22 protein-coding genes are annotated in these 24285 nt (G+C 74.9%); 17 read left to right on the forward strand and 5 right to left on the reverse strand.

All coding sequences use genetic code 11. The features are described 5' to 3' along the window. The 15 genes from D476_RS34980 to D476_RS0129165 all read left to right on the forward strand — a co-directional run. Window positions 1-569, forward strand: a 569-nt coding sequence (locus D476_RS34980) for an ABC transporter permease subunit (protein ID WP_017627405.1), incomplete at its 5' end; no start/stop codon positions are given. 2 nt (window positions 570-571) lie between these two features. After that, a complete protein-coding gene (locus D476_RS0129100; protein WP_017627406.1) occupies window positions 572-1774 on the forward strand; it encodes a substrate-binding domain-containing protein in 1203 nt (400 codons plus the stop codon). Beyond that, window positions 1774-2682 (forward strand): sugar phosphate isomerase/epimerase family protein, encoded by a 909-nt coding sequence (locus tag D476_RS0129105; RefSeq protein WP_017627407.1) that lies wholly within the window; start codon window positions 1774-1776, stop codon window positions 2680-2682. The genes D476_RS0129100 and D476_RS0129105 overlap by 1 nt, the downstream gene beginning before the upstream one ends. Before the next feature lie 164 nt (window positions 2683-2846). Beyond that, on the forward strand, window positions 2847-6311 hold the full coding sequence (locus tag D476_RS0129110; protein ID WP_017627408.1) for a ThuA domain-containing protein: 3465 nt from the start codon (window positions 2847-2849) through the stop codon (window positions 6309-6311). Window positions 6312-6415: 104 nt separating this feature from the next. Beyond that, window positions 6416-7396: a sugar phosphate isomerase/epimerase family protein gene (locus D476_RS0129115; RefSeq protein WP_017627409.1), complete on the forward strand. Its 981-nt coding sequence runs from the start codon at window positions 6416-6418 to the stop codon at window positions 7394-7396. Window positions 7397-7620: 224 nt separating this feature from the next. Then, window positions 7621-8406, forward strand: coding sequence for a hypothetical protein (locus tag D476_RS0129120; protein WP_017627410.1), 786 nt, complete (start codon window positions 7621-7623; stop codon window positions 8404-8406). Next, window positions 8406-9596, forward strand: a complete 1191-nt coding sequence (locus D476_RS0129125) for an inositol-3-phosphate synthase (protein WP_017627411.1) — start codon at window positions 8406-8408, stop codon at window positions 9594-9596. Before D476_RS0129120 ends, D476_RS0129125 begins: the two co-directional genes overlap by 1 nt. Before the next feature lie 144 nt (window positions 9597-9740). Beyond that, window positions 9741-10613, forward strand: coding sequence for an SCO3242 family prenyltransferase (locus tag D476_RS0129130; RefSeq protein WP_017627412.1), 873 nt, complete (start codon window positions 9741-9743; stop codon window positions 10611-10613). 66 nt (window positions 10614-10679) lie between these two features. Further along, window positions 10680-11543, forward strand: a complete 864-nt coding sequence (locus D476_RS34985; protein ID WP_017627413.1) for a sugar phosphate isomerase/epimerase family protein — start codon at window positions 10680-10682, stop codon at window positions 11541-11543. Between the two features lie 271 nt (window positions 11544-11814). Continuing rightward, window positions 11815-12492 carry an EboA domain-containing protein gene (locus D476_RS0129140; RefSeq protein ID WP_017627414.1) on the forward strand — a complete coding sequence of 226 codons (678 nt, stop codon included), beginning with the start codon at window positions 11815-11817 and terminating at the stop codon, window positions 12490-12492. Next, complete coding sequence (locus tag D476_RS0129145) at window positions 12492-13361, forward strand: TatD family hydrolase (protein ID WP_017627415.1); 870 nt, start codon at window positions 12492-12494, stop codon at window positions 13359-13361. The genes D476_RS0129140 and D476_RS0129145 overlap by 1 nt, the downstream gene beginning before the upstream one ends. Window positions 13362-13403: 42 nt before the next feature. Further along, the gene (gene eboE, locus D476_RS0129150; RefSeq protein ID WP_017627416.1) at window positions 13404-14630 is read left to right on the forward strand and encodes a metabolite traffic protein EboE; all 1227 of its coding nucleotides are present in this window, start codon (window positions 13404-13406) and stop codon (window positions 14628-14630) included. After that, on the forward strand, window positions 14630-16024 hold the full coding sequence (locus D476_RS0129155; protein WP_017627417.1) for a nucleotide pyrophosphatase/phosphodiesterase family protein: 1395 nt from the start codon (window positions 14630-14632) through the stop codon (window positions 16022-16024). Before eboE ends, D476_RS0129155 begins: the two co-directional genes overlap by 1 nt. 68 nt (window positions 16025-16092) lie before the next feature. After that, window positions 16093-17103 carry a sugar phosphate isomerase/epimerase family protein gene (locus D476_RS0129160; protein ID WP_017627418.1) on the forward strand — a complete coding sequence of 337 codons (1011 nt, stop codon included), beginning with the start codon at window positions 16093-16095 and terminating at the stop codon, window positions 17101-17103. A gap of 227 nt (window positions 17104-17330) precedes the next feature. Further along, the gene (locus D476_RS0129165) at window positions 17331-18278 is read left to right on the forward strand and encodes a beta-ketoacyl-ACP synthase III (protein WP_017627419.1); all 948 of its coding nucleotides are present in this window, start codon (window positions 17331-17333) and stop codon (window positions 18276-18278) included. A gap of 196 nt (window positions 18279-18474) precedes the next feature. Here the strand turns inward: D476_RS0129165 and D476_RS0129170 are convergent, their stop codons facing one another. Then, window positions 18475-20112, reverse strand: coding sequence for an ABC-F family ATP-binding cassette domain-containing protein (locus D476_RS0129170; protein ID WP_017627420.1), 1638 nt, complete (start codon window positions 20110-20112; stop codon window positions 18475-18477). A gap of 199 nt (window positions 20113-20311) precedes the next feature. Here D476_RS0129170 and D476_RS0129175 point away from each other — a divergent pair, with 199 nt between their 5' ends. Both D476_RS0129175 and D476_RS34990 read left to right on the forward strand, forming a co-directional pair. Further along, entirely contained in the window at window positions 20312-20938 is a 627-nt protein-coding gene (locus D476_RS0129175) for a TetR/AcrR family transcriptional regulator (protein ID WP_017627421.1), read from the forward strand. Between the two features lie 50 nt (window positions 20939-20988). Then, window positions 20989-21426: a DUF1963 domain-containing protein gene (locus tag D476_RS34990; protein WP_017627422.1), complete on the forward strand. Its 438-nt coding sequence runs from the start codon at window positions 20989-20991 to the stop codon at window positions 21424-21426. Window positions 21427-21495: 69 nt separating this feature from the next. Here D476_RS34990 and paaE read toward each other — a convergent pair whose 3' ends face one another. From paaE to paaB, 4 genes are read right to left on the reverse strand one after another with little or no spacing between them, the layout of a single operon-like run. Continuing rightward, entirely contained in the window at window positions 21496-22611 is a 1116-nt protein-coding gene (gene paaE / locus D476_RS0129185) for a 1,2-phenylacetyl-CoA epoxidase subunit PaaE (protein WP_017627423.1), read from the reverse strand. A gap of 50 nt (window positions 22612-22661) precedes the next feature. Further along, on the reverse strand, window positions 22662-23195 hold the full coding sequence (gene paaD / locus D476_RS0129190; RefSeq protein ID WP_017627424.1) for a 1,2-phenylacetyl-CoA epoxidase subunit PaaD: 534 nt from the start codon (window positions 23193-23195) through the stop codon (window positions 22662-22664). Continuing rightward, complete coding sequence (paaC, locus tag D476_RS0129195; RefSeq protein WP_017627425.1) at window positions 23189-24001, reverse strand: 1,2-phenylacetyl-CoA epoxidase subunit PaaC; 813 nt, start codon at window positions 23999-24001, stop codon at window positions 23189-23191. Before paaC ends, paaD begins: the two co-directional genes overlap by 7 nt. After that, on the reverse strand, window positions 23998-24279 hold the full coding sequence (paaB, locus tag D476_RS0129200; protein WP_017627426.1) for a 1,2-phenylacetyl-CoA epoxidase subunit PaaB: 282 nt from the start codon (window positions 24277-24279) through the stop codon (window positions 23998-24000). Before paaB ends, paaC begins: the two co-directional genes overlap by 4 nt. Window positions 24280-24285 lie beyond the last annotated feature (6 nt).

The following is a 24285-nucleotide window of genomic DNA, read 5'->3' on the forward strand; positions in this document are numbered from 1 at the left end:
AGGCCTTCCGGGTGGCCGGGCGCGGCGACGCCGTCGAGCTGCCGCTCATCGGCGGCGTCCCGTGGGCGGTGCTGATCGCGGCGGCGGCGGGCGCGGCCGCCGTCGCGCTGATGCGCTCGCCCTACGGGCGCACCCTGGTCGCCGTGGGCGACAACGCCACCGCCGCCGCCTACTCCGGCGCCCGGGTGTGGCGGGTGCGCACCCTGGCCTTCGTCGGCTCCAGCGTGCTGGCCACCCTGGCGGCCGTGCTCATCGGCGGCTTCGCCGGGGTCACCGCGCAGGTCGGCGAGGGCCTGGAGTTCTCGGCCATCACCGCGGTGGTGCTCGGCGGCGTGGTGCTGGGCGGCGGGCGCGGCACCGCCCTGGCCGCGATCGCCGGGGCGCTGGCGGTCGAGGCGCTGTTCACCCTGTTCAACCAGCTCTACCTGCCCTCCACGATCCAGCCGACCGTCCAGGGCCTCATCATCATCGCCGCGGTGGCCTACGCCGCCCGCGAGCGGTCCCGCAGATCCCCCCGGGCACCGGCGTCCGCCGGTGGCCCGGAGAAGTCCCCCCGCGAGGAGGTCTGACCATGCGCCGAACCCGCGTCCTGCTGGCCGCCGGCGCCGCGCTGAGCCTCGCGCTCACCGCGTGCACCACCGACACCCCGACCGACGGCCCCGGCGAGGAGGACCAGGCCAGTCCCAGCGGCGACTGGTTCGACCCCGAGGAGTACGAGGCCCAGCTCGCCCAGCGCGACATGGAGCCCGAGGGGCCCGCCGACGAGCCCTGGCTCCAGGCGATCGACCCCTCCTACGTCGACACCTCCGAGTACGCGCTGGAGGGGGAGGACCGCCGGGACCCCACCGTGTGCTTCTCCAACGCCTCGGTGTCCAACCCGTGGCGGGTGACCGGGTGGATCACCATGCAGCAGCAGGTGGAGGTGCTGCAGGACAGCGGCGACATCGGCGAGTTCCGGGTCTCCGACGCCGCCGACGACGACAACCAGCAGATCTCCGACATCCAGGCGTTCGTGGACTCCGGGGACTGCGACGCCATCATCATCTCCCCCTCCACCACCGCCACGCTCACCCCGGCGGTGGAGGCGGCCTGCGAGAGCGGCGCCCCGGTCATCGTCTTCGACCGCGGGGTGAACACCGACTGCCAGGTCACCTTCATCCACCCCATCGGCGGCTACGCCTTCGGGGCCGACGCCGCCGAGTTCCTGGTCGAGGAGCTGGAGCCGGGCTCGCGGGTGCTGGCGCTGCGCATCCTTCCCGGGGTGGACGTGCTGGAGCACCGGTGGGCCGCCGCCCAGCAGGTGTTCGGCGACAGCGAGCTGGAGGTGATCGGCCACGAGTTCACCGAGGGCGACGGCGCCACCATCAAGGACCTGGTCACCCAGCACCTGCAGCGCGGCGACGTCGACGGCATCTGGATGGACGCCGGGGACGGCGCGGTGGCCGCGCTGGAGGCGTTCGAGGACGCCGGGCAGCCCTACCCGGTGATCTCCGGGGAGGACGAGCTGAGCTTCATGCGCAAGTGGCAGGAGGAGGACCTGACCGCGCTGGCGCCGGTCTACTCCAACTTCCAGTGGCGCACCCCGGTGCTGGCCGCCTCGATGATCCTCGACGGCGAGGAGGTCCCCGAGGAGTGGGTGCTGCCGCAGGAGCCGGTCACCCAGGCCGAACTGGACGACTACCTGGAGCGCAACGCCGACATGCCGAGCCTGCACTACGCCAAGTTCGGCGGCGAGGACCTGCCCGGGTTCCCCGAGGCCTGGCAGGACCGCTGATGCGGCGCGCCCTGGGCGTCAGCACGTGGGTGTGGACCTCCCCGCTGACCGACGCGGAGCTGGAGCGGATCGCCCCGCGCGTGGCCGGGTGGGGGTTCGACACCCTGGAGCTGCCGGTGGAGCGGCCGGGCGGGTGGGACCCCGCCCGCGCCGCCCGGCTGCTGGACGGGCTGGGGCTCTCGGCGACGGTGTGCCTGGTGATGGGGCCGGGCCGGGAGCTGGTGGCCGCCGACGCGGCCACCGTCGCCGCCACCCGGGACCACCTGCGCCGCACCGCGGACGCGGCGGCCGAGGTCGGCTCCCCGGTCATCGCCGGACCGGCCTACACCTCGGTGGGGCGCACCTGGCGGATGTCCCCCGGGGAGCGCGAGGCGCGCTTCGCCGAGCTGGCCGACGCGCTGGGCCCGGTCGTCGAGCACGCCGCGGCGGCCGGGGTGAAGGTCGCCCTGGAGCCGCTGAACCGCTACGAGACCAGCCTGGTCAACACCGTGGCGCAGGGCCTGCAAGCGGTGGCGGCGCTGCCGCCCGAGCACTGCGGCCTGGCGCTGGACACCTACCACATGAACATCGAGGAGGCCGACCCCGCGGCGGCGATCGGCGCCGCCGCGGGGCGCATCGCCCACGTGCAGGTGTGCGGCAACGACCGGGGCTCCCCCGGCCGCGACCACCTGGACTGGCCCGCGATCCTGGGCGCCCTGGACGGCGCCGGGTACGCCGGGCCGCTGGTGATCGAGTCGTTCACCGCCGACAACGACGCCATCGCCACCGCCGCCTCGGTGTGGCGTCCCCTCGCCCCCGACCAGGACACCCTGGCCCGGGACGGGCTGGCCTTCCTGCGCGCCGCGCAGGGGGACCGCCCCGCCCCCGCACCCGACGACGGGAGGAGCGCATCGGCACCCCACGCATGAGCTCGACGATGAGCACCCGGACCGAGCACCCCTGAACGGGGGTTCCCCCCGGCCGGGACGCGGCCCCGCGCCGCCCCCGGCCGCCCCGTCGGCGCCGGCACGCCGCACGGACGACCCTTGCCCGTCTCCACAGACCCTGGACACACGACCGGTGAGGAACATCCATGAGCGCACGCAACCGGCGCCTGCGAAGACTCGGCGCCGTGCTCTCCTCGCTGCTGCTCGCCGTCGGCCTGGCGGCCGCCCCCGCGGCCGCCGACGCCGAGGCGCAGCACGAGGAGTTCAACGCCCTGCTGTTCACCAAGACCGCCGGATACCGGCACGACTCGATCCCGACGGGGATCGCCCTGTTCGAGCGGCTGGCCGAGGACGAGCACTTCGGCCTTGAGCACACCGAGGACTCCTCCGTCTTCAACGCCGAGGACCTCGCCCGCTTCGACGTGGTCATCATGTTCCAGACCTCGGGCATGGTGTGGGAGGACGACGCCCAGCGCCAGGCCGTGCAGGACTACGTGGCCGGCGGGGGCGGCATCGCCGCGATCCACAACGCCACCGACATGAACATCGAGGGCGAGTTCGGCTGGTGGGACGACCACGTCAACGCCGGCGCCCACATGCCCACCCACTCCCCCGGGGTGCTGCCCGGCACGGCGAAGGTCGCCGACCGCTCGCACCCGTCCACCGAGGGCCTTCCGGCCGTCTGGGAGCGCGAGGAGGAGTGGTACAACTTCGACACCAGCGTGCGCGGCGACGCCCACGTGCTGGTCACGGCCGACGAGACCACCTATGACCCGGGCCCGGACGCGATGGGGCACGACCACCCCATCTCCTGGTGCCGGGAGGTGGACGGGGCCCCGGTCTGGTCCACGGCGATGGGCCACCCCAAGGAGGCCTACAGCGAGCCGGAGTTCATCGACCACCTGCTGGGCGGGGTGCGCAGCGCCGCCGGGGCCGCCGAGTCGGACTGCGGCGGGACCGTCTGGGACTCCTACGAGAAGGTCACCCTGGACGGGGACGCCTACGACCCGCTGGAGCTGGACGTGGCCGACGACGGCCGCGTGTTCTACGTGCAGCGCCAGGGCGAGGTGAAGGTCTTCGACCCGGTCACCAACCGCACCCGCACCACCGGGAAGGTGGACGCCTACACCGGCGGCGAGGACGGGCTGGTGGGCATGGCCCTGGACCCGGGCTTCGCCGAGAACGGGTGGATCTACCTGTACTACGCGCCGGCGTCCGACGACGACACCGCGCCGGAGAACCAGTTCAACCGGGTCTCCCGGTTCACCCTCACCGACGAGGCGGGCGGCACGCTCGACCCCAGCTCGGAGAAGGTGCTCATGGAGGTCCCGGCCTCGCGCGTCAACGAGCCGGGGCACACCGGCGGGTCGCTGGAGTTCGGCCCGGACGGCGAGCTGTTCATCGGCGTCGGCGACGACACCAACCCCTTCGCCTCGGACGGCTACAGCCCCATCGACGAGCGCGAGGGGCGGGAGTCGTTCGACGCCCAGCGCACCGCCGCCAACACCGCCGACCTGCGCGGCAAGCTGCTGCGCGTCGTCCCGCAGGACGACGGCACCTACACCGTGCCCGAGGACAACCTGTTCAACGGCGGGACGTGGGACGAGCTGTTCCCCGACGGGGCCTACGACCCCGAGCTGGCGCTGCCGGAGATCTACGCGATGGGCTTCCGGAACCCGTTCCGGTTCTCCGTCGACCCGGCGACCGGCGACGTCATGATGGCCGACTACGGGCCCGACGCCGCCGCGGGCGACCCCGACCGGGGCCCGGAGGGCCTGGTCGAGTGGATGGCCATCGAGGAGCCCGGCAACTTCGGGTGGCCCTACTGCCACGGCCCGAACGAGCCCTACATCGACTACGACTTCGCCACCGGCGAGTCCGGTGAGGCGTTCGACTGCGACGCCCCCGTCAACGACTCGCCCAACAACACCGGCCTGACGAACCTGCCCCCGTCGGTGGCGCCGGACTTCCACTACGGGTACGGCCCGTCCGAGGAGTGGCCCGAGCTGGGCGAGGGGCCCGCCGCCCCGATGGCAGGCCCGGTCTACCACTACGACCCGGAGCTGGAGTCGGCCACCAAGTTCCCCGCCTCCATGGACGGCAAGGCCATGTTCTACGAGTGGGGGCGCTACTACCTGAAGGAGCTCTCCTTCGACGACGAGGGCGGGCTGCTGGACATCGGCTCGTTCCTGCCGGAGACCGAATTCGACTACCCGATGGACATGGAGTACGGCCCGGACGGCTCGCTGTACCTGCTGGAGTGGGGCGCGGGCTTCGGCACCGGCGGCGACGCGGGCCTGTACCGGATCGACTACACCGGCGGCGAGCAGTACCCGGAGGCGGCGGCCTCCGGCGAGCCGGACAACGGCGCCGCGCCACTGGAGGTGCGGTTCTCCTCCGAGGGCACCGGCCACCCCGACCCCGACGAGGAGGTGACGCTGAGCTGGGACTTCGGTGACGGGTCCACCTCTGAGGAGGCGAACCCGGTGCACACCTACACCGAGGTGGGCGACTACGTCGCCCAGCTGACGGCCACCGACTCCCAGGGGCGCACGGCCATGGCCAACGTGCCGGTGTCGGTGGGCAACACCGCGCCGGAGGTGGAGATCTCCACGCCGCCGGACGGGTCGGTGTTCGCGTTCGGCGACACGGTTCCGGTGGAGGTGTCGGTGACCGACGCCGAGGACGGGTCGACCGGGGACGGCGGCATCGACTGCGCCGACGTGACCATCACCGCCTCGCTCGGCCACGACGAGCACGCCCACCTGGTGGACCGGGTGCAGGGGTGCGAGGCCGACATCGCCACGATGGCCGACGACGGGCACGGCGCCGAGGCGAACCTGTTCTACGTCATCGCCGCCGAGTACACCGACTCCGGCGGCGCCGACGGGCGGGTGGACCCGCTGCCCGGGCGCACGGACGTGCTCCTGCAGCCCAAGCGCAAGCAGGCGCAGTACACCTCCTCGGCCGAGGGGGTCTCCACCGAGGAGACCACCGACCCCGAGGGCGGCCTGGAGCACCTGACCGGGATCGACGACGGGGACCACGTGTCGTATGCGCCGGTGAGCCTGGCCGGGGTGGAGTCGCTGTCGCTGCGGGCGGCCTCCGGCGGGTCCGGGGGCACCGTGGAGCTGCGGGCCGACGCCCCGGACGGGGAGCTGCTCGGGACGGCGGAGGTGGAGCCCACCGGCGGGTGGGACTCCTGGACCGGCGTGCCGGTGGAGTTCACCGACCCGGGCCGCCCCGTGGAGCTGTACCTGGTGTTCACGGGTGACGGGGAGGACCTGTTCAACCTGAACTACCTGCGGTTCACGGGTCCGGGCGCGGCCGACCCCGGCGGTGGCGGCGGTGGCGGTCCGGAGCCGCCCTCGACCTTCGAGGACGCCCGCGCACTGATCGACGGCTACCTGGAGGACGGTGTCATCGGCGAGGACCGGGCGGCGTCGCTGCACGACCACCTCGACAACGCCGAAAGGCACATGGGCAAGGGCCGGCACAAGCAGGCCGACAAGGCGCTCGACCAGTTCGCCAAACAGGCGGGGAAGGTCGAGGACGAGGAGGCGCGCGAGCTGCTGCTCGCCACCGCCGACGCCCTGCGCGCCGACGGGTAGTCCGCCCCGGGCTCCATGCCCCCCATCCGTTCCGGCGGGGCGCCCCCGGGGGCGCCCCGCCCCGACCCCCCATCCCCCCTACGCGACCGAGACCGGGAGCGGACATGGCACGGATCGAGTTCGACAGACGAGGCTTCCTGGGCACCGTGGCGGCGGGCACCGTCGCCGTCGGGGCCGGGACGGTGATGGGCGCGTCCCCCGCGAGCGCCGCGGGCGGCGGGCGCGTCTTCCCCAAGAGCAGGATCGGCATCCAGCTGTACAGCATCCGCGACAAGGTGGCCGGGCTCGGGTTCGCCCGGGTCTTCGAGGAGCTGTCCCGCATGGGCTATGCGGAGGTGGAGCTGGCCGGGTACACCCAGCCCGGGGTCGGCCCGATCACGGTGGAGGAGATCCGCAGGCTGCTCGACGAGAACGGGCTGCGCGCGGCCGGGACGCACGTCGGGCTGGGCGCCTGGATGGAGGACCCCGAGCGGGAGCTGGACCGCGCCGAGGTCCTCGGGGTGCCCTACGCGGGCACGGCCAGCGCGCCGACGGACGACACGACGGTGGACGGGTACCGGGCCGCGGCCGAGGAGTTCAACCGGATCGGCGCCCTGGCGGCGGACCGGGGCATCGGGCTCTACCAGCACAACCACCACTGGGAGTTCGCCTTCGCCGACGACGAGCCGCAGACGCGGCTGTACGACGTGTTCCTGGAGAACACCGACCCGGCGCTGGTGTACCTGGAGATGGACGTGTACTGGGCGTTCGTGGGGCAGCACGTGTACCCGGGGTTCGAGCCCGCGGAGTACGTGCTGGCGCACCCGCACCGGTACCCGCTGTTCCACGTCAAGGACGGGGACGAGAACCCGGACAGCCCGCTCGGCTACGACATCATCGAGTTCGGGGAGGGCGACCTGCCCTACGCCGACTTCTTCTCCCGGGTGCGCGGCTGCCCGCACACGCTGTGGGAGCAGGACAACGCGCCGGACTCGGCGGTGCCGCCGTACCCGGTGGACTCCCTGGGCAACGCCGAGCGGAGCTACCGGGCGATGCGCGAACTTCGGCGCCCCGTCCCGGGACGCGGGCACGGCCGGGCCGACTGAAGGCGGCGGGCGCCGGAGCCCCCGGCGCCCGCCCGCCGTCCCGCACGTCCGCCCCCGCACATCCGCCTCCCCTCCCCCACCCGGCTGATCAGCACTCTCCTTCCACGACAGGATCATCCGCGCAATCCGCCGTCACCGAGCGCTTCCCTACCACCCGGTAGAAACTTAGACTCCTGCCCCACAGGGGACAGAGGTGACGGGGGTCACACCAGAAAGGTGGCGCCGTGCCCAGTCGGCAGTCCGACGACCGACCCCGGAACAGCCGATCGTCCGCCCCGAACCCCCCGCCCGGCTCCGCCCGGCCCGTCCGGCGCGCGCTGCTGGCGGTCGCCGCCGCGCTCGCCATCTCCGGGGCCTCCGTCGGCGGGTACTCCGTGTTCCTGCGCGAGCCGCCGCCCGGCCCCGACCCGGACCGGGTCGCCGAGCTGGAGGCGTCCGAGAGCGCACGCCACGTCGAGCAGGTGGGCGCGCTCATCGACACCACCCGCGACGCCCACGACGAGCTGCTCCCCGTCGTCGAAGGGCTGGACAGCGCGCTGCCCGCCGACGGCTCCGAGCCGGGGGAGGCGCCCGGCGGCGATGAGGTCGACGGCTGGGCGGACACCGTCGACGGCGTCGCCGAGCGCCTGAGCGCCTCCCCCTCCGGCGGCACCGGCTACAACGTGGCGCGGGGCGGGGTGCGCTCGGCGGCCGACGTGCTGGGGTCGTCGGTCGAGGTGTACGCGGCCGCGCTGGACGCCGAGGGCGGCGAGCGCGAACGCCTCGAAGGGGTCGCCGCCGACCTGCGCACGCAGGCCGTGCGGGCGTGGTCGGTGGCCGCGACCCAGCTCGACGCCGTCGCCATCGAGGCCGGGCACGGGCACGTGCACATCTACCTCCCGGCCGCCCCGGACAGCGGCGCGCTGCAGCCGGACTCGGCGCCCGAGGGCGCCGGGGCCCACGGGGAGCCCGGCGGCGCGGACGGCGGGGACGGCGGAGGCGGCGCAGACGGCGGAGAGGAGGGCCGGTGATGCGCACGGGGGTGTGGCTGGTCGGCGCCCGCGGGTCGGTGGCGGCGACCACCGTGGCGGGGGCGCTGGCGGTGCGCGCGGGGGCGGCCGAGCGGGTCGGCTGCGTGGCCGACCTGCCCGGACCCGACCGGGCGCGGGCGCCCGACATCGGCGACCTGGTGTTCGGCGGGCACGACGTGGGCGGACCGCCCCTGCCCAAGCGGGTGGGGATGCTCGCCGAAGGGGGTGTGGTGCCGCCCGCGCTGCCCGGCCTGCTGGCGGAGGAGCTGTCCGCCGTCGAGGCGCGGATCCGGCCCGGGGCCGCGCGGCCGCCGGGCCGGGGGCAGCGCGACGCGGCCGCGCGCATCGAGGAGGACCTGCGCCGGTTCCGGGAGGACGAGGGCCTGGACCGGGTCGTGGTGGTGGACGTGTCCAGCACGGAGCCGGCGCCGGCGCCGAACGGGCCCGACGCGGCCGCGGCCGCGTCGGCGGACCTGCTGGAGGAGGCCCTGGACCGCGGGGCGGCGCCGCTCCCGGCCAGCTCCCTGTACGCCTACGCGGCGTTCCGGGCGGGGTGCCCGGTGGCGTCCTTCACGCCGAGCCCGGGGCCGCGGCTGCCCGCGCTGGAGGAGACGGCCCTCAGGGAGGGGCTGTGCTGGGCGGGGTCGGACGGCAAGACCGGGGAGACGCTGCTCAAGAGCGTGCTGGCGCCGATGTTCGCGCAGCGGGCGCTGCGGGTGCGGTCGTGGTCGTCGGTGAACCTGCTCGGCGGCGGCGACGGCGAGACCCTGGCCGACCCGGCGAACGCGGGGAGCAAGACCGCCTCCAAGGGGCAGGGGCTGCGCTCGATGCTGGGGAGCGAGGTGGGCGGGCCGCTGCACATCGACTTCGTGCCGGACATGGGGGACTTCAAGACGGCGTGGGACCACGTGTCGTTCGAGGGGTTCCTCGGGGTGCGGATGAGCCTGCAGTTCACGTGGGCGGGGTGCGACTCGGCCCTTGCGGCGCCGCTGGTGCTGGACATCGCCCGGCTGACGGCGAGGGCGCACGAGGCGGGCGAGACGGGCCCGCTGGCGGCCCTGGCGTTCTTCTTCAAGGACCCGGTGGGAACCGGAGAGCACGCCCTGTCGGCCCAGTGGGACGCGCTCGTCGAGTGGTGCGCGCGGCTCGGCGACGCGGACGCGCCGTCCCCGCCCGAGGAGGATGCCTGATGGGTGCGCTGACGGGTGCGCCGAGGGGAGCCCCCGCGCGCGGCGTCACACGCGACTCCGCGACCTGCGATGGCGGATGGCGTCCGCTGGAGTGGTGGAACCTTGGGCGGTCGCGGCCGCCGTCGGCGGCTTGAGGAGGCCCACGTGACGACCCGACTCCGCGACTTCGTCGAACTCGTCCGGCTCCCTGCGGCGCTCTCCGTCGTCGGGGACACGCTCGCCGGGGCCGCTGCCGCCGGGTGGCCGCACGGGCGGCGCACCTGGGCCATGCCCGCCGCGTCGTCCTGCCTCTACCTGGCGGGCATGGCCCTCAACGACTACGCGGACCGCGACCTGGACGCACGGGAGCGCCCCGAGCGCCCCCTCCCCTCCGGACGCGTGCGCCCCTGGGAAGCGCTCGCCACGGCCACCGCGCTGACGGGCGCCGGGGTCGGCGCCGCCGCGTTCGCGGGCGGACGCAGGGGCGCGGTGACCGCGTCGCTCCTGGCCGCCGGGGTGTGGGCCTACGATCTGGCGCTCAAGCCCACACCACTGGCGCCGCTGGGTATGGCCTACAACCGCGGGCTCGACGTGCTCATGGGCGCCGGGCCGACCCCGGGGCGGGCGGCGCTTCCCGCGCTCGGCCTGGCCGTGCACACCTTCGGGGTGACGCTGCTGAGCCGGGGCGAGGTCCACGGCACGGACACGGCGACGGCCCGCACCGCCGTCGCGGGGACGGCCCTGGGGAGCCTGCTCCCGTCGGCCCCTGCGCGGGGCGGGCAGGGGCCGCCCTGGGCACCTTGGGCGGCCGGGGCGTTCGGCGCCTGGTACGGCGCGTCGGTCGGGGCGGCCCAGACGGCGGCGGTCCGGCGCCCCGACGGCCCGACGGTCATGGCGGCCACGGGCGCGGGCATCCGGGGGATGATCCCGCTCCAGGCCGCCTACATCGCCCGAGCCGGTTCGCCGGGGAGGGCCGCGGCGCTCGCGGCGGCGGTCCCCGTCGCCCGCGCCGGGTTCACGGCGGTGTCGCCGACATGAGGCGCACCGCGTTCCACGGCGGGCGGCCCACGGGCGTCGGCCGCCTCGGAAGGGGGAACCGCTGACATGGCCCTCCGGTTCGGATACGGCACCAACGGCTTCGGCGACCACCGGCTCCGCGACGCGCTGGAGGTGATCGCCGGGCTCGGCTACGACGGGGCCGCCCTCACCCTCGACCACCCGCACCTCGACCCGTTCGCGCCCGACGCCGCCGCCCGGACCGCCGCCCTCGGGCGGGACCTGGAGCGGCTCGGGCTCGCGGTGGTCGTCGAGACCGGGGCCCGCTACCTCATGGACCCCTGGCGCAAGCACGAGCCCACCCTCGTCTCCGACACCGGGCGGGAGCGGCGGGTCGACCTGCTGTGCCGCGCCGTGCGCATCGCGGCCGACCTCGGGGCCGAGGCCGTCTCCTTCTGGTCCGGCGTCCTGCCACGGGGGACCCCCGTGCCGGTCGGGTGGGACCGCCTGGCCGACGGGGTCGCCCGCGTGCTGGAGGAGGCCGAGCGCCACGGCGTGACCTGCGCCTTCGAGCCGGAGCCGGGGATGTTCTGCGCCACCTTGGCCGACGTGCGCGAACTGCGTGAACGCCTCGGGAGCCCCGAGCGGCTGCGCATCACGCTCGACGTCGGCCACTGCGTGTGCAACGAGCCCTCGACCGCCGCCGACAGCGTCCGCGATGTGGGCCCGCTGCTGGCCAACGTGCAGATGGACGACATGCGGCCGGGCGTCCACGAGCACCTGGAGTTCGGCGCGGGCGAGCTGGACCTTGCGGCCACCGTCGGCGCGCTCATGGACGCGGGCTACCGGGGCCTGGCGTCGGTGGAGCTGCCCCGGCACGGGCACGCCGCCCCGCAGGTGGCCTTCCGGTCGCTGGAGGCCCTGCACAGCGCCGAACGGAAAGCCCTCGCCCTGCGCAAGGAGGCGCGATGACCTCTCCCCCGCCCAAGGCAGACGGACGCTCCCCTCACAAGCCGAACCTCACGCCGCAGGGTCACGTCCACAGGCTTCCCGTCCGAGCAGGCCGACACGATCGCCACGGCCTCAGGGCGGCCCTTCCCCTGCGTCGGCACACCCGACCGGCACGCGGCGGCCGTGAGCGAGCGAATCGGCCCGACCCGGCCGCCGATCACCGCCCGCCCGGCTGTGCGGAGGCCCGTTCCCCCGCCCGCGTGAACGCGGCAGGCCCCATGGAGGTGAACCGATGACCGGAGACCCCGCCCCTCGTACCGCCCTCGCCGCCCTTGTGGAGCGGGTGCGGCGCGAACCGGGCGCGATCGGCGCGCTCTTTCCCGCCGTCGGGCGCGAGGTCGGGCGCGGCCCCGGGCCCTCCGGGGACCCCGACGGGATCCTCGGGCCCACCGTCCAGGACGAGGCCCGCACCGCCCTGGTCTCCGCCCTCGCCGCCGCGCTCGGGGACACCGCCCCCGACCGGCTCGCCGAGGAGGTCGAGGCCCTCTACCGGTTCGGCGATGCGGAGGAGAAGCGCGCGGTGCTGCGCTCCCTGCCCGCGCTTCCCGGCGGCGGCGCGGCGTCCCGGGCCGCCGCCGGGGTCCTGGCGGACGCGCTGCGCGGCAACGACCCCCGCCTCATCGCGGCCGCCCTGGGCACCCCCGCGGCCGCCGCCCTCGACGACCACGCCTGGCGGCACGGCGTCCTCAAGTGCCTGTTCAGCGGCGTCCCCCTCGGCGCCGTGCACCGGCTCGCCGAGCGCGCCGACGCCGAACTCGGACGCATGGCCGCCGGATACGCCGCCGAGCGCGAGGCCGCCGGGCGCGACGTCCCGGACGACGCCCGGCGGCTGCTCTCCCTCGCGCCGCAGGCCGCCGACGGCCCGGCGGGCGCGGACGCTCCCCCCACCGACGGCGAGACGGAGGCCTGATGCGCATCTTCGACCCGCACATCCACATGACGTCCCGCACCACCGACGACTACCGGCGCATGTACGACGCCGGGGTCCGCGCACTGGTCGAGCCCGCGTTCTGGCTCGGGCAGCCGCGCACCGGCCCCGGCTCCTTCCACGACTACTTCGACGGCCTCATCGGCTGGGAGCGCTTCCGCGCCTCCCGGTTCGGCATCCGGCACCACTGCGCCATCGCCCTCAACCCCAAGGAGGCCAACGACCCCCGCTGCGCCGAGGTCCTGCGCACCCTCCCCCGCTACCTGGCCAAGGACGGGGTGGTGGCGGTCGGCGAGGTCGGCTTCGACGCGATGACCGCCGAGGAGGAGAAGGCCCTCGTCCACCAGCTCTCCCTGGCCGCCGAGCACGGGCTGCCGGTGCTCGTGCACACCCCGCACCGGGACAAGGCCGCCGGGACCCGGCGCACCCTCGAACTGGTCGCCGCCTCGGGGATCGCCCCCGAGCGGGTGCTGGTGGACCACCTCAACGAGACCACCGTCGACATGGTCGACGACTCCGGCTGCACCCTCGGGTTCTCCATCTACCCCGACACCAAGATGGAGCCCGACCGGATGGTGCGCATCCTCCAGCGGCGCGGCCTGGACCGGGTGGTGGTCAACTCCGCCGCCGACTGGGGGCACAGCGACCCGCTCGCCACCGCCCGCACCGGCGAGGCCATGCTCAGCGCGGGCTTCACCGAGGACGACGCCGACCGCGTGCTGTGGCGCAACCCGGTGGAGTTCTTCGCCCGCAGCGGGCGGCTCCTCCTCGAAGAGCTCGCCCCCTACTCCGGCGGGGCGTTCGCCGGGAACTCCATCCTCCGCGCACAGCACGCGGAACCCGACGCCTGACCCCGGCCCCGCCACCGACACCCCCTGAGAGGACTGACCCGCGTGCGCATGCGGCACCCCGACGGCACCACCGTCCACATCGCGTACTGCACCAACGTCCACCCCGCCGAGGACGTCGACGGCCTCATCGCCCAGGTCCGCCGCTACGGCGCCGGGGTACGGGAGGCCCTGGCAGCCGAGCGGCTCGGCCTGGGGCTGTGGCTCCCCGCCCCGGCCGCGCGCGCCCTGGCCGGATCGGCCGCCGAGACCAAGCGCCTGCGCGCCGCCCTGGACGCGGCGGGCTGCGAGGTGGTCACCCTGAACGCCTTCCCCTACGCCCGCTTCCACGCCGCGCGCGTCAAGCACGACGTGTTCGCCCCCGACTGGACCGCCCCCGAGCGGCTGGAGTACACGCTGGACTGCGCGCGCGTGCTGGCGCGGCTGATGCCCGACGACGCGGTGCGGGGCAGCATCTCCACCGTCCCCCTGGGGTGGCGCGAGGGGTGGGGGCCCGAGCGGACCGGCCTCGCGCTGGCCAACCTCGACCGGCTCGCGGGCGGGTTGGACGGTCTGGCCTCCGAGGAGGGCCGGACGATCCGTGTGGGGCTGGAGCCCGAGCCCGGGTGCGTGGTCGAGACCACCGCCGGGGCCGTCGACCATCTCGGCGCCGCCGGGCCTTCCGGGGCGTCCCGGGGTTCCGGGGGCTCCGGCAGCGGCTCCCGGGTGGGCCCCAGGGTCGGCGTGTGCCTGGACACCTGCCACCTGGCGGTCGGCTTCGAGGAGCCCGCCGAGGCGCTGGAGCGCGTGCGCGGGGCGGGCCTGCCGGTCGTCAAACTCCAGGCGTCGGCGGCCGTCGAGGCCCCCGCACCCGGCGAGCCCGGCCAGCGGGCGGCGCTGGAGGCGTTCGCCGAGGACCGCTTCCTGCACCAGGTGCGCGAGGGCCCCGCCGGGGGCGGCGGCCCCGGCGCGCGGGACGACCTGCCCGAAGCGCTCGGCGGGGCCGACCCGCTCCCGGGCCGGGACCCCTGGCGCGTCCACTTCCACGTGCCGGTACACCGCCCCCCGGCCGCCCCGCTCACCGGGACCGGGGGCCACCTGTCGGAGGTCCTGCGCCACGCCTTCGGCGGCGCCGCCCCGGTCACCGACCACGTGGAGGTGGAGACCTACACCTGGTCCGTGCTGCCCGAGCGGGAGCGCCCCGCCGACGACGCCGGCCTGGTCGCCGGGATCGCCGCCGAGGTGGCCTGGACCCGCGACCGGCTCGCCGCGCTCGGACTGGAGGAGGCCTGATGCCCGGCCCGCACCCGCTGCTCGTCGTCGACGCCGTCGGCCTCACCCCGCGCCTGCTGGAGCACGCCCCGCGCCTGAGGGCGCTGGCCGACCAGGGGTGGCAGGCGCCCCTGGACACGGTGCTGCCCGCGGTCACCTGCCCCGTGCAGTCGACCTTCCTCACCGGGGCGCTCCCGCGCGAGCACGGGATCGTCGGCAACGGCTGGTTCTTCCGCGACCTGGGCGAGGTCATGCTGTGGCGCCAGCACAACCGCCTGGTGCAGGGCGAGAAGGCGTGGGAGACGGCGCGCCGCGCCTTCCCCGGCTACACGGCCGCCAACGTGTGCTGGTGGTACGCGATGGGGGCGAGTACCGACTGGACCGTCACCCCGCGGCCCGTCTACCACGCCGACGGCCGCAAGTCCCCCGACTGCTACGCCAGGCCGCCGGAGCTGCACGACGAGCTGACGGCGGCGCTCGGCCCGTTCCCGCTGTTCAACTACTGGGGGCCGACGGCGTCGCTGCGCTCCACCGAGTGGATCGTCTCCGCGGCGCGCAGGCTGCTGCCCCGGGCCGACCTGACGCTGTGCTACATCCCCCACCTCGACTACGACCTGCAGCGCCACGGTCCGCACTCCGAGCAGGCGCGGGCGGCCGTGCGGGACATGGACGCGGCTCTGGCGCCCCTGCTCGACGACGCGGCCGAGCGCGGCACCCGGGTGCTGGTGGTGAGCGAGTACGGCATCGCCCCGGCGAGCCGCCCGGTGCACGTCAACCGCGCGCTGCGCGACGCCGGGCTGCTGGAGGTGTACACGCAGCACGGCATGGAGTACCTGGACCCGTGGGCGTCGCGGGCGTTCGCCGTGGCCGACCACCAGGCGGCGCACGTGTACGTCGCCGATCCGGCGGACCTGCCGCACGTGGCCGCGCTGGCCTCCGCGCTGCCCGGCGTGGACCTGGTGCTCGACCGGGCGGGCCAGGCCGACCACGGCCTGGACCATGCCCGCTCGGGCGAACTGGTGCTGGTGGCCGAGCCGGAGGCGTGGTTCACCTACTACTACTGGAACGACGACCGCTCGGCGCCCGACTTCGCGCGCGGGGTGGAGATCCACCGCAAGCCCGGGTACGACCCGGCCGAGCTGTTCCTCGACCCCGCCGCCCCCGGGGCGGCCAAGGCGCGCGCCGCCCTGAACCTGGCGAAGAAGAAGGCCGGGCTGCGCTACACGATGAACGTGGTGCCGACCGACGCGCGCTGGGTACGCGGCACGCACGGGCGCCTGCCCGACGACCCGGCGGACGGGCCGATCGCCGTGTGCGGCGAGGCGTCCTTCACCCGCGACCGGATCGCCGCGACCGACGTCCGCGACCTCATGCTCGGCCTCGCCGGCGTGCCGGCGCCGGCGAGGCCGTCCTGACCCCGCACCCGCCTCTGAGGCCCCCTCTCCCCCCCCTGTCCCCCCTTCCGACTCAAGGAGCGACCGCCATGCCCCGACCCGTCACCCTGTTCACCGGCCAGTGGGCGGACCTGCCGTTCGAGGAGGTGTGCCGCCTGGCCTCCTCGTGGGGGTACGACGGCCTGGAGATCGCCTGCTGGGGCGACCACTTCGACGTGCGCCAGGCCGTGGAGGACCCCGCCTACGTGGACGCCAAGCGCGCCGTGCTCGGCAAGTACGACCTCAAGGTGTGGGCGATCTCCAACCACCTCACCGGGCAGGCCGTGTGCGACGACCCGATCGACCACCGGCACCGCGACATCCTGCGCCCGCGCATCTGGGGCGACGGCGACCCCGAGGGCGTCCGGCGCCGCGCGGCCGAGGAGATGATGCTGACCGCGCGCGCCGCGGCCCGGCTCGGCGTGGACACCGTCGTCGGCTTCACCGGGTCGCCGGTCTGGAAGTACGTGGCGATGTTCCCGCCGGTGGGCGAGGACGTCATCGAGGCCGGGTACGCCGCCTTCGCCGACCGCTGGAACCCGATCCTGGACGTGTTCGACGAGGAGGGGGTGCGGTTCGCCCACGAGGTGCACCCCTCCGAGATCGCCTACGACCACTGGACCACCGAGCGCGCACTGGACGCGGTGGGCCGCCGCCCGGCCTTCGGGCTGAACTGGGACCCCAGCCACATGGTGTGGCAGGACATCGACCCGGCCGCGTTCCTGTGGGACTTCCGCGACCGCATCTACCACGTCGACTGCAAGGACACCCGAAAGCGCGTCGGCGGCGGCCGCAACGGGCGCCTGGGCTCGCACCTGCCGTGGGGCGACCCGCGGCGGGGGTGGGACTTCGTCTCCACCGGCAGGGGCGACGTGCCGTGGGAGGACTGCTTCCGCACGCTCAACCGGATCGGGTACGACGGGCCGGTGTCGATCGAGTGGGAGGACGCGGGGATGGACCGGCTGCAGGGCGCGGCCGAGGCGGTGGCGTTCGTGCGGGCCAACCTGTTCGACCCGCCTTCCGCCTCCTTCGACGCGGTGTTCGGTTCGGCGGAGGAGTGAGGCGGGGGTGAGGCGGGGCGCCCGGGCGGGCGGTGGGCGGGCCCTCACCGCCCGCCCCGCGCCCGTCCAGCGCCCGCCTGTGGGACGCATGCGGCCGTCTGCGGTCCGCCCACCATCCGACCCTTCGGACGGCGCCCGCTTGTGCGACTGGCCAGTAGCCCTAAGACTGGCGTGGCTCACACATGCCAAGGCCCAGAAGGCCTGACATAGCGGGGGAAAGACGACACATGACCGGGTCGCGGATCGTGGCGCTCGGCCACTACCAGCCCAGCACGGTGCTCACCAACGACGACGTGGCCCGGCTCACCGACACCAGCGACGAGTGGATCCGGACCCGCGTCGGCATCCGCACCCGCCACGTGGCCGGACCCGGCGAGACCGTGGACGAGATGGCCGCGCACGCGGCGGCCAAGGCGCTCGCCAACGCCGGGACCGAGGCCCAGGACGTGGACATGGTCGTCGTGGCCACCTCCACGGCGGTCGACCGGAGCCCGAACATGGCCGCCCGGGTGGCGGCCCGGCTCGGCGCGCCCGCCCCCGCCGTGCTGGACGTGAACGTGGTGTGCTCGGGCTACCCGCACGCGCTGGCCACCGCCGACCACGCGGTGCGGGCCGGGGCCGCGCGCACGGCCCTGGTGGTGGGCTCGGACAAGATGACCGACGTGGTCGAGTGGGCCGAACGGTCCACCTCGGTCCTGGTCGGCGACGGAGCCGGGGCGGCGGTGCTGGCCGCCTGCGAGGAGGAGGACGGACCGGGCGTCGGGCCGGTGCTGTGGGGCTCGTTCCCGGAGATGGGCGGCGCGATCCGGATCGGCGGCACCCCGACCCGCTTCGTCCAGGAGGGGCAGGCCGTCTACCGGTGGACGACCACCCGGCTGCCCGCCCTGGCCCGCGCGGCCTGCGAACGCGCGGGGGTGGCGCCCGAGGAGCTGGGGGCGGTGGTGATGCACCAGGCGAACCTGAGGATCATCGAGGCCATCGCCCGGAGCATGGGGGCGGTGAACGCGGTGGTGGCGCGGGACGTGGTGGAGTCGGGCAACACCTCGGCCGCGAGCATCCCGCTGGCGTTCTCCAAGCTGCTGGAGAGAGGCGAGCTGGAGAGCGGGGTCCCGGTGCTGCTCTTCGGCTTCGGAGGCAACCTGTCCTACGCGGGCCAGGTCGTCCGCTGCCCCTGACGGGGACGTGACGGGGACGGCAGCCTGGTGCCCCGCCCCGGCGCCGCACATCGGGCAAACCGAACAGAAGGCGGGAGCTTCAGCCGTTCTGTGTGGTGAGAGGGGCGCATTCTCAGGGAGAGAGCGGTGGAGCCACCGCCCTCGATGTCATCCGGGACCGCCCGGGCGCTCCAGGTTCGGCGCGCCCGTGGCTCCCTCAGTCCGTCATCGCCGCCTCCTCCACGCCCCTGGTCCGGGTCACCTCCCACCTCCTCTGGGCGCCGATGTCCCGGAGGAACGCCCGGTCGTGGCCGGCCACGAGGAGCGCCCCCTTGTACGCCGCCAGCGCCTCGGTGAGCCGCCGGACGCTGTCCAGGTCCAGGTTGTTGGTCGGCTCGTCCAGCACCAGCAGGTGCGGGGCCGTGTCGGCCAGCAGGATCCGTGCCAGGCAGACCCGGAAGCGCTCGCCGCCCGAGAGCGCCCCCGCCGGGCGGTCCACCGCGTCGCCCCGGATCAGGAACCGGGCCAGTCCGGCGCGGACCTCCTGCGGCGACGCCGACGGTGCGCCCGCGCGCACGTTGTCCAGCACGCTGAGGCGGTCGTCGAGGACGTCGAGCCGCTGGGGCAGGTACCCCAGCCGCCGGGTCGCGTGCACGACCACCGCCCCCGAGGACGCCGTGGCCGCCCCCTCACCGTTCGCGGCGCCGACGACCGCCCGCAGGAGGGTGGTCTTGCCCGACCCGTTGTCCCCTGTCAGGGCGATGCGCTCCGGCCCCCGGACGTACAGGCGCCGGTCGCCCGCCGCGATCTCCAGCACAGTGTGCCCGGCCGGGACCTCGGTGTCGGGCAGGCCGACCCGGATCGCGTCGTCGTCGCGCACCGCGCTCTCGGCCGCCGCCAGGTCCTTCCTGGCGTCGTCGAGCCTGCCCTCGTGCATGGTGCGGTGCTTGCCCGCCGCCACCTGGGCGTCCCGCTTGCGCTGCTTCATCACCACCTTGGGCTCGCGCTTGGTCGCGTACATCTTGTCGCCGTACCGCACCCGGCGGTCGAGCTTGATGCGCGCCTCGGCGAGCTGGCGCTTCTCCCGGCGCAGGTCGGCCTCGGCCACCCGGACCATGCGCTCGGCGGCCTCCTGTTCGGCGGCGAGCTGCTCGGTGTAGGCCGTGTAGTTCCCGCCCCACACGCGGATCCGGCCCTCGCGCATCTCGGCGATGCGGTCCACGAGCTCCAGCAGCTCCCGGTCGTGGCTGACCGCCACCAGCACCCCGTTCCACCCCTCGACCGCCTCGTAGAGCAGGTCGCGGGCGCGCCGGTCGAGGTTGTTGGTGGGCTCGTCCAGCAGGGTGACCGCCGGGCGGCGGACCATCAGCCCCGCCAGCGCGCCGAGGACGGCCTCGCCTCCGGAGAGCGTGCCGACGGTGCGGTCGAGCGGGTCGGCGCCGCCCGGGGCGATGCCGAACCGCTCCAGCTGGGCCAGGGCGCGCTCCTCGATGTCCCAGTCGTCGCCCACGGCGGCGAAGTTGGCCTCGGAGGCCTCGCCCGCCTCTATGGCGCGCAGTGCCGCCAGGGTGCGGTCGATGCCGAGCAGTTCGGCGAGGGTGCGCCCGGTGTCCAGGGTCAGGCCCTGGTCGAGGCGGCCGACCTCGCCCGGGGCGTCGATCCTCCCGGTGTCGGGGCTCAGCTCACCGGCGGCCAGGCGCAGCAGGGTCGACTTGCCCGAGCCGTTCAGGCCGATCAGGCCGGTGCGGCCGGGCTCGAAGACGGCGTCGAGGCCGTCCAGGACCGGGGTCCCGTCAGGCCAGGCGAAGCCGACGCCGGTGCAGACCAGCGCGCGGGCGGTACGGGTCGATGACATGGGCGGCCTCCGGCGGGTGCGAACGGGTGGGAGGCGCGGCCGAGGGGCTCTCGGTGCGCGCGGCGTGCGGACGGGCGTCCGTCCCGTTCTTCAGGCCCATGGCGGTCCACTCCGTTCATCCCGGGGAGGTTATTGCGACGGTAGTTGCAGTAACCTGTGAACGCCGATCATCATTCCCTAATGCGACGGAAGTTGCACTATGACCCGCGTCACACCCCGCCGCCCGGGCGGGCGCACCGCCCGCAACACGGCTGCCGTCCTCGACGCGACCCTCGCCGAGCTGGGCGAGTCCGGTTATGCCGGTCTGACGGTCGAGCGCGTCGCGGCCCGCTCCGGCGTACACAAGGCGACGATCTACCGCCGCTGGGGCGGTGCGGACGGCCTGCTCGCCGCCGCCTTGGAGCAGGCGGACCACGACTCCTGGACGCCGCCGGACACGGGGGCGCTGGAATCGGACCTGCGCGCGCTGGGCGAGGAAGTGGCGGCGGGGTTCTCCGCAGCCGCCGAGGAGGGGGAGGAGGGGAACGTGGCGACGGCGACGATCGCCGCAGCCTTCCAGTCCCCGGCGGCGGCCGAGGCGCTTCGGGCGTTCATGGAGGAGCGTTTGCGCAGGTGCGCGGAAGTGGTGGCGAGGGCCGAACGCCGCGGAGAGGTGCCCGAGGGCACCGACGCCGCCGAGGTCGTGCGCGCCGCGGTGGCTCCTGTGTACTTCCGGCTGTTCATCTCCCGGGAGGAAGGTGCCGCAGAGGCCGCCGCGCGCGCGGCTCAAGTCGCCGCCGGAGCGGCGAAGGCGGGCACGTTCCGCGCCGGGCCGTCCGATCGGTGATCTCCGCCGGGGCGCGAATCGTGTCGGGGCGGCCCTCTAAGGTGTCGGCCATGCCCGACGACTCGACCGATTCGACGAACGAGGACCGCTTCCGCGCCGAGGCCGCGGTCGGGGAGGACGGCTCGGACGGGCCGCCGACGGCCAGGCTGGGCGGGAACCCGATGCTCCCCCGGGAGGCCTCCGGCCCCCCGTCGCCGTTCGTCGCCTCGATCGACTGCGCCGCCCTCCCGCCCGGCGGCACCGACCTGCCTCTCCCCTCCGAAGGGCATCTCCTGCTGTTCGCCGACCCCGCCGACAGGAGACAGGGGGCCGCGCCCGGCGAGGTCGTGTACGTCCCCGCGGGGTCGCCCGCGGTCGCCCGCCCCGTGGGCGAGCACTTCGAGCTCGCGGAGGAGCTGGACGCCGGCGTGATCCACTGGGTGATCCGGCACCGGGACCTCGCGGCCCTGCGCTTCGACCGCGTGCACCGCTACACCGACATGGCGTGACCGGCCCCGGGGCCGAGCAGTGCGCGGTGGGGATGCGCCGCCGGAACCACAGCCCCGAAGGGGCCTGGCTCAGGCGTCGTAGTCGACGCGCACCTCTGCTCCCATGGGGCGGGACTGGCACGTCAGGATGTACCCGGCCTCGATCTCGGCGGGCTCCAGGGCGTAGTTGACCGGCATGTCCACCTCGCCCTCGCACAACTTCGCCCGGCAGGTGCCGCACACACCGCCCCTACAGGCGAACGGGGCATCGGCCCTGACGCGCAGCGCCGCGCCCAGCAAAGGCTCCTCGTCGCCGTCGGTGTCCACCGTGCTGGTGCGGCCGTCCAGCGTGAACGTGAACCGCGTCGACGCCGCCGGGGCCGACGCGCCTTGCGACTCCGAGGCCCTGCGCCTGCGCGGCGGCGGGGCCCCCTCGACGTGGAACAGCTCGAAGTGCACCCGTTCCCGGGGAACGCCGTGCTCCCCCAGCACCCCCGTGACCGTCTCCACCATCTCCTGCGGGCCGCACAGGTACCAGTGGGCGACCTTCCCCGTCTCCGGGAGCACGTCCAGCAGCCGCGCCATGCGCTCGGCGTCGATGCGCCCGCTGGTGATCGGCGCCTCGCCCTGCTCCCTGCTGAGCACGTGCAGCAGTTGGAACCGCGCCGGATAGCGGTCCTTCAGGTCGTTCAGCTCCTCCAGGAACATCACGTCCCGCGCCGTCCTGTTGGCGAACACCAGGGTGAACACGCTCTCCGGCTCCTCGGCCAGCGTGGTCGCGGCCAGGGAGAGCACCGGCGTGATACCGCTGCCCGCCGCGACCGCCACGTGCGCGCGGACGGCCCCGGCGTCCAGCGGCACGTTGAACCCGCCCAGCGGCGGCATCGCCTCCAGGGTGTCCCCCGGCTTGAGGGCGTCGTTGGCGTAGCAGGAGAACGCCCCGCCCTCCAGGCGCTTGACGCCGATCCGCAGCGGCCCGTCGGGCGCCGGGGAGCAGATCGAGTAGGTGCGGCGCACCTCCTCACCGGCACCGGCCCCTCCCTCGCCGGGGCGGCGCACCGTCAGGTGCTGCCCCTGCACGAAACGGAACTCCTCGGCGTGCTCGGGCGGGACATCGAAGGTCACCGCCACCGCGTCATCGGTCAGCCGCTCTACGGCGGCCACCGTCAGTGTGCGGAATGCGGCCCTGCGGCGGCCTGCGGTCATGGCTCTCCTGTCCGGTCCATGGGGCGTCCGGGTCGCGCCCCGTAGGGCTGCTAAAGCGGTTTGACGTGGTCGAAGGGCTCCTTGCACGCCTCGCACACCCGCAGCTCCTTGCAGGCCGTCGACCCGAAGCGGCTCAGCGTCCGCGTGTCGGGCGAGGCGCACCGCGGGCACTTCACGCTCAGCCGCACCGGCACCGGGCCGACGGGCGCGGCCCCGCTCGGCGGGGCGATGCCGTGCTCGGCGAGCTTGCGCCGCCCCTCCCCGGTGATCCAGTCGGTGCTCCACGGCGGCGAGAGCACGGTGCGCACCTCGGCGCCGCCGTGCCCGAGCCGCTCCAGCCGCTCGCGCACGTCCGCGCGGATCGCCTCCATGGCCGGGCAGCCCGAGTAGGTCGGGGTGACCACCACGACCGGCCGCCCGTCCGCGTCCCGCTCCACCCCCCGCAGGATGCCCAGGTCGCGCAGGGTCAGCATGGGCATCTCGGGGTCGGGGACCGACGCGGCCTCCTCGGCGATGCGGTCCAGTTCCGGGTCCCGGGCCTTCCCGGGCGCCTCCCCGGAGCGGTGCGCCGGCCCGGTCACCACGCCGCCCCCGGGTGCGACCGGTGCAGGTGCTGCATCTCCGCGAGCAGGTACCCGAACGCCTCGGTGTGCACCCCCTGGCGTCCGCCCATCCCGGCGGGGCCGGTGATCGGCGGCACCTCCGGGCGGGCCAGCCCCGCCTCGGCCAGCACCCCGTCGACGAAGGCGTCCCAGGCCGGGCGCAGTTCCGGCGGGTCCGCCCCGAACCCGGCACCGGCGACGGCGCGGAAGACCGGGTCGGAGGCGAACAGCTCCCCCGTGTACGGCCAGGCCGCCTCCAGGGCGGCCGCCATCCGCTCGCTGCTCTCCTCGGTGCCGTCACCCAGGCGCACGGTCCAGCCGGAGGCGTGGTCGCGGTGGTAGGCCACCTCCTTGACCGCCTTCCCGGCGATCCCGGCGAGCGTCCCGTCCGCCGACCCGGCCAGCGCCGTGTACAGCTCGAACTGGTAGGCCGAGAAGAGGAACTGGCGGGCGACCGTGAAGGCGAAGTCGGTGTTGGGCAGCTCCACCAGGCGGCAGTTGGCGAACTGGTCCTCGTCGCGCAGGTAGGCCAGGTCGTCCTCGGTGCGCAGCACGCCGGTCAGCCGCTCCTCAAGGGACCCGGCGTAGGTCAGCAGGGACCGCGCCTGCCCCAGCAGGTCCAAGGAGATGTTGGCCAGCGCCACGTCCTCTTCGAGCTGGGGGCCGCGCGCGGCCAGCTCGGCCAGGCGGTGCGAGGCGACGAGGGCGTCGTCGCCGAGCCGCAGCGCGTAGGCGGCCAGCGCGGTGTCCCGCTCGGCGCTCGCGGATCCGTTCTCGCGCCCGCTCACAGGTGCTCCACCCCCTCGGGCACCGGGTAGAAGGTCGGGTGCCGGTAGACCTTGTCCTCGGCCGGGTCGAAGAACGCGTCCTTGTCCTCGGGGGCCGAGGCGCTGATCGCCGCCGCCGGGACCACCCACACGCTGACGCCCTCCTGGCGGCGGGTGTACAGGTCCCGCGCGTTGCGCAGGGCGTGCTCGGCGTCGGCGGCGTGCAGGCTGCCGACGTGCACATGGGACAGCCCGCGCCGGGCGCGCACGAACACCTCCCACAGGGGCTGGTCCGCCATCGTCTC

This window comes from Nocardiopsis chromatogenes YIM 90109 (assembly GCF_000341185.1).
GTDB classification, from domain to species: domain Bacteria; phylum Actinomycetota; class Actinomycetes; order Streptosporangiales; family Streptosporangiaceae; genus Nocardiopsis_A; species Nocardiopsis_A chromatogenes.

What these genes read in the sequence shown, in the direction of transcription:
- D476_RS0129115 (WP_017627409.1), top strand. Translation starts at nt 6,416, where the DNA reads ATGGCACGGATCGAGTTCGACAGACGAGGCTTCCTGGGCACCGTGGCG.
- D476_RS0129140 (WP_017627414.1), top strand. Translation starts at nt 11,815, where the DNA reads ATGACCGGAGACCCCGCCCCTCGTACCGCCCTCGCCGCCCTTGTGGAG.
- D476_RS34985 (WP_017627413.1), top strand. Translation starts at nt 10,680, where the DNA reads ATGGCCCTCCGGTTCGGATACGGCACCAACGGCTTCGGCGACCACCGG.
- D476_RS0129110 (WP_017627408.1), top strand. Translation starts at nt 2,847, where the DNA reads ATGAGCGCACGCAACCGGCGCCTGCGAAGACTCGGCGCCGTGCTCTCC.
- D476_RS0129105 (WP_017627407.1), top strand. Translation starts at nt 1,774, where the DNA reads ATGCGGCGCGCCCTGGGCGTCAGCACGTGGGTGTGGACCTCCCCGCTG.
- D476_RS34990 (WP_017627422.1), top strand. Translation starts at nt 20,989, where the DNA reads ATGCCCGACGACTCGACCGATTCGACGAACGAGGACCGCTTCCGCGCC.
- D476_RS0129175 (WP_017627421.1), top strand. Translation starts at nt 20,312, where the DNA reads ATGACCCGCGTCACACCCCGCCGCCCGGGCGGGCGCACCGCCCGCAAC.
- D476_RS0129125 (WP_017627411.1), top strand. Translation starts at nt 8,406, where the DNA reads ATGCGCACGGGGGTGTGGCTGGTCGGCGCCCGCGGGTCGGTGGCGGCG.
- D476_RS0129145 (WP_017627415.1), top strand. Translation starts at nt 12,492, where the DNA reads ATGCGCATCTTCGACCCGCACATCCACATGACGTCCCGCACCACCGAC.
- D476_RS0129155 (WP_017627417.1), top strand. Translation starts at nt 14,630, where the DNA reads ATGCCCGGCCCGCACCCGCTGCTCGTCGTCGACGCCGTCGGCCTCACC.
- D476_RS0129160 (WP_017627418.1), top strand. Translation starts at nt 16,093, where the DNA reads ATGCCCCGACCCGTCACCCTGTTCACCGGCCAGTGGGCGGACCTGCCG.
- D476_RS0129165 (WP_017627419.1), top strand. Translation starts at nt 17,331, where the DNA reads ATGACCGGGTCGCGGATCGTGGCGCTCGGCCACTACCAGCCCAGCACG.
- paaB (WP_017627426.1), bottom strand. Translation starts at nt 24,279, where the DNA reads ATGGCGGACCAGCCCCTGTGGGAGGTGTTCGTGCGCGCCCGGCGCGGG.
- paaE (WP_017627423.1), bottom strand. Translation starts at nt 22,611, where the DNA reads ATGACCGCAGGCCGCCGCAGGGCCGCATTCCGCACACTGACGGTGGCC.
- D476_RS0129100 (WP_017627406.1), top strand. Translation starts at nt 572, where the DNA reads ATGCGCCGAACCCGCGTCCTGCTGGCCGCCGGCGCCGCGCTGAGCCTC.
- D476_RS0129170 (WP_017627420.1), bottom strand. Translation starts at nt 20,112, where the DNA reads ATGTCATCGACCCGTACCGCCCGCGCGCTGGTCTGCACCGGCGTCGGC.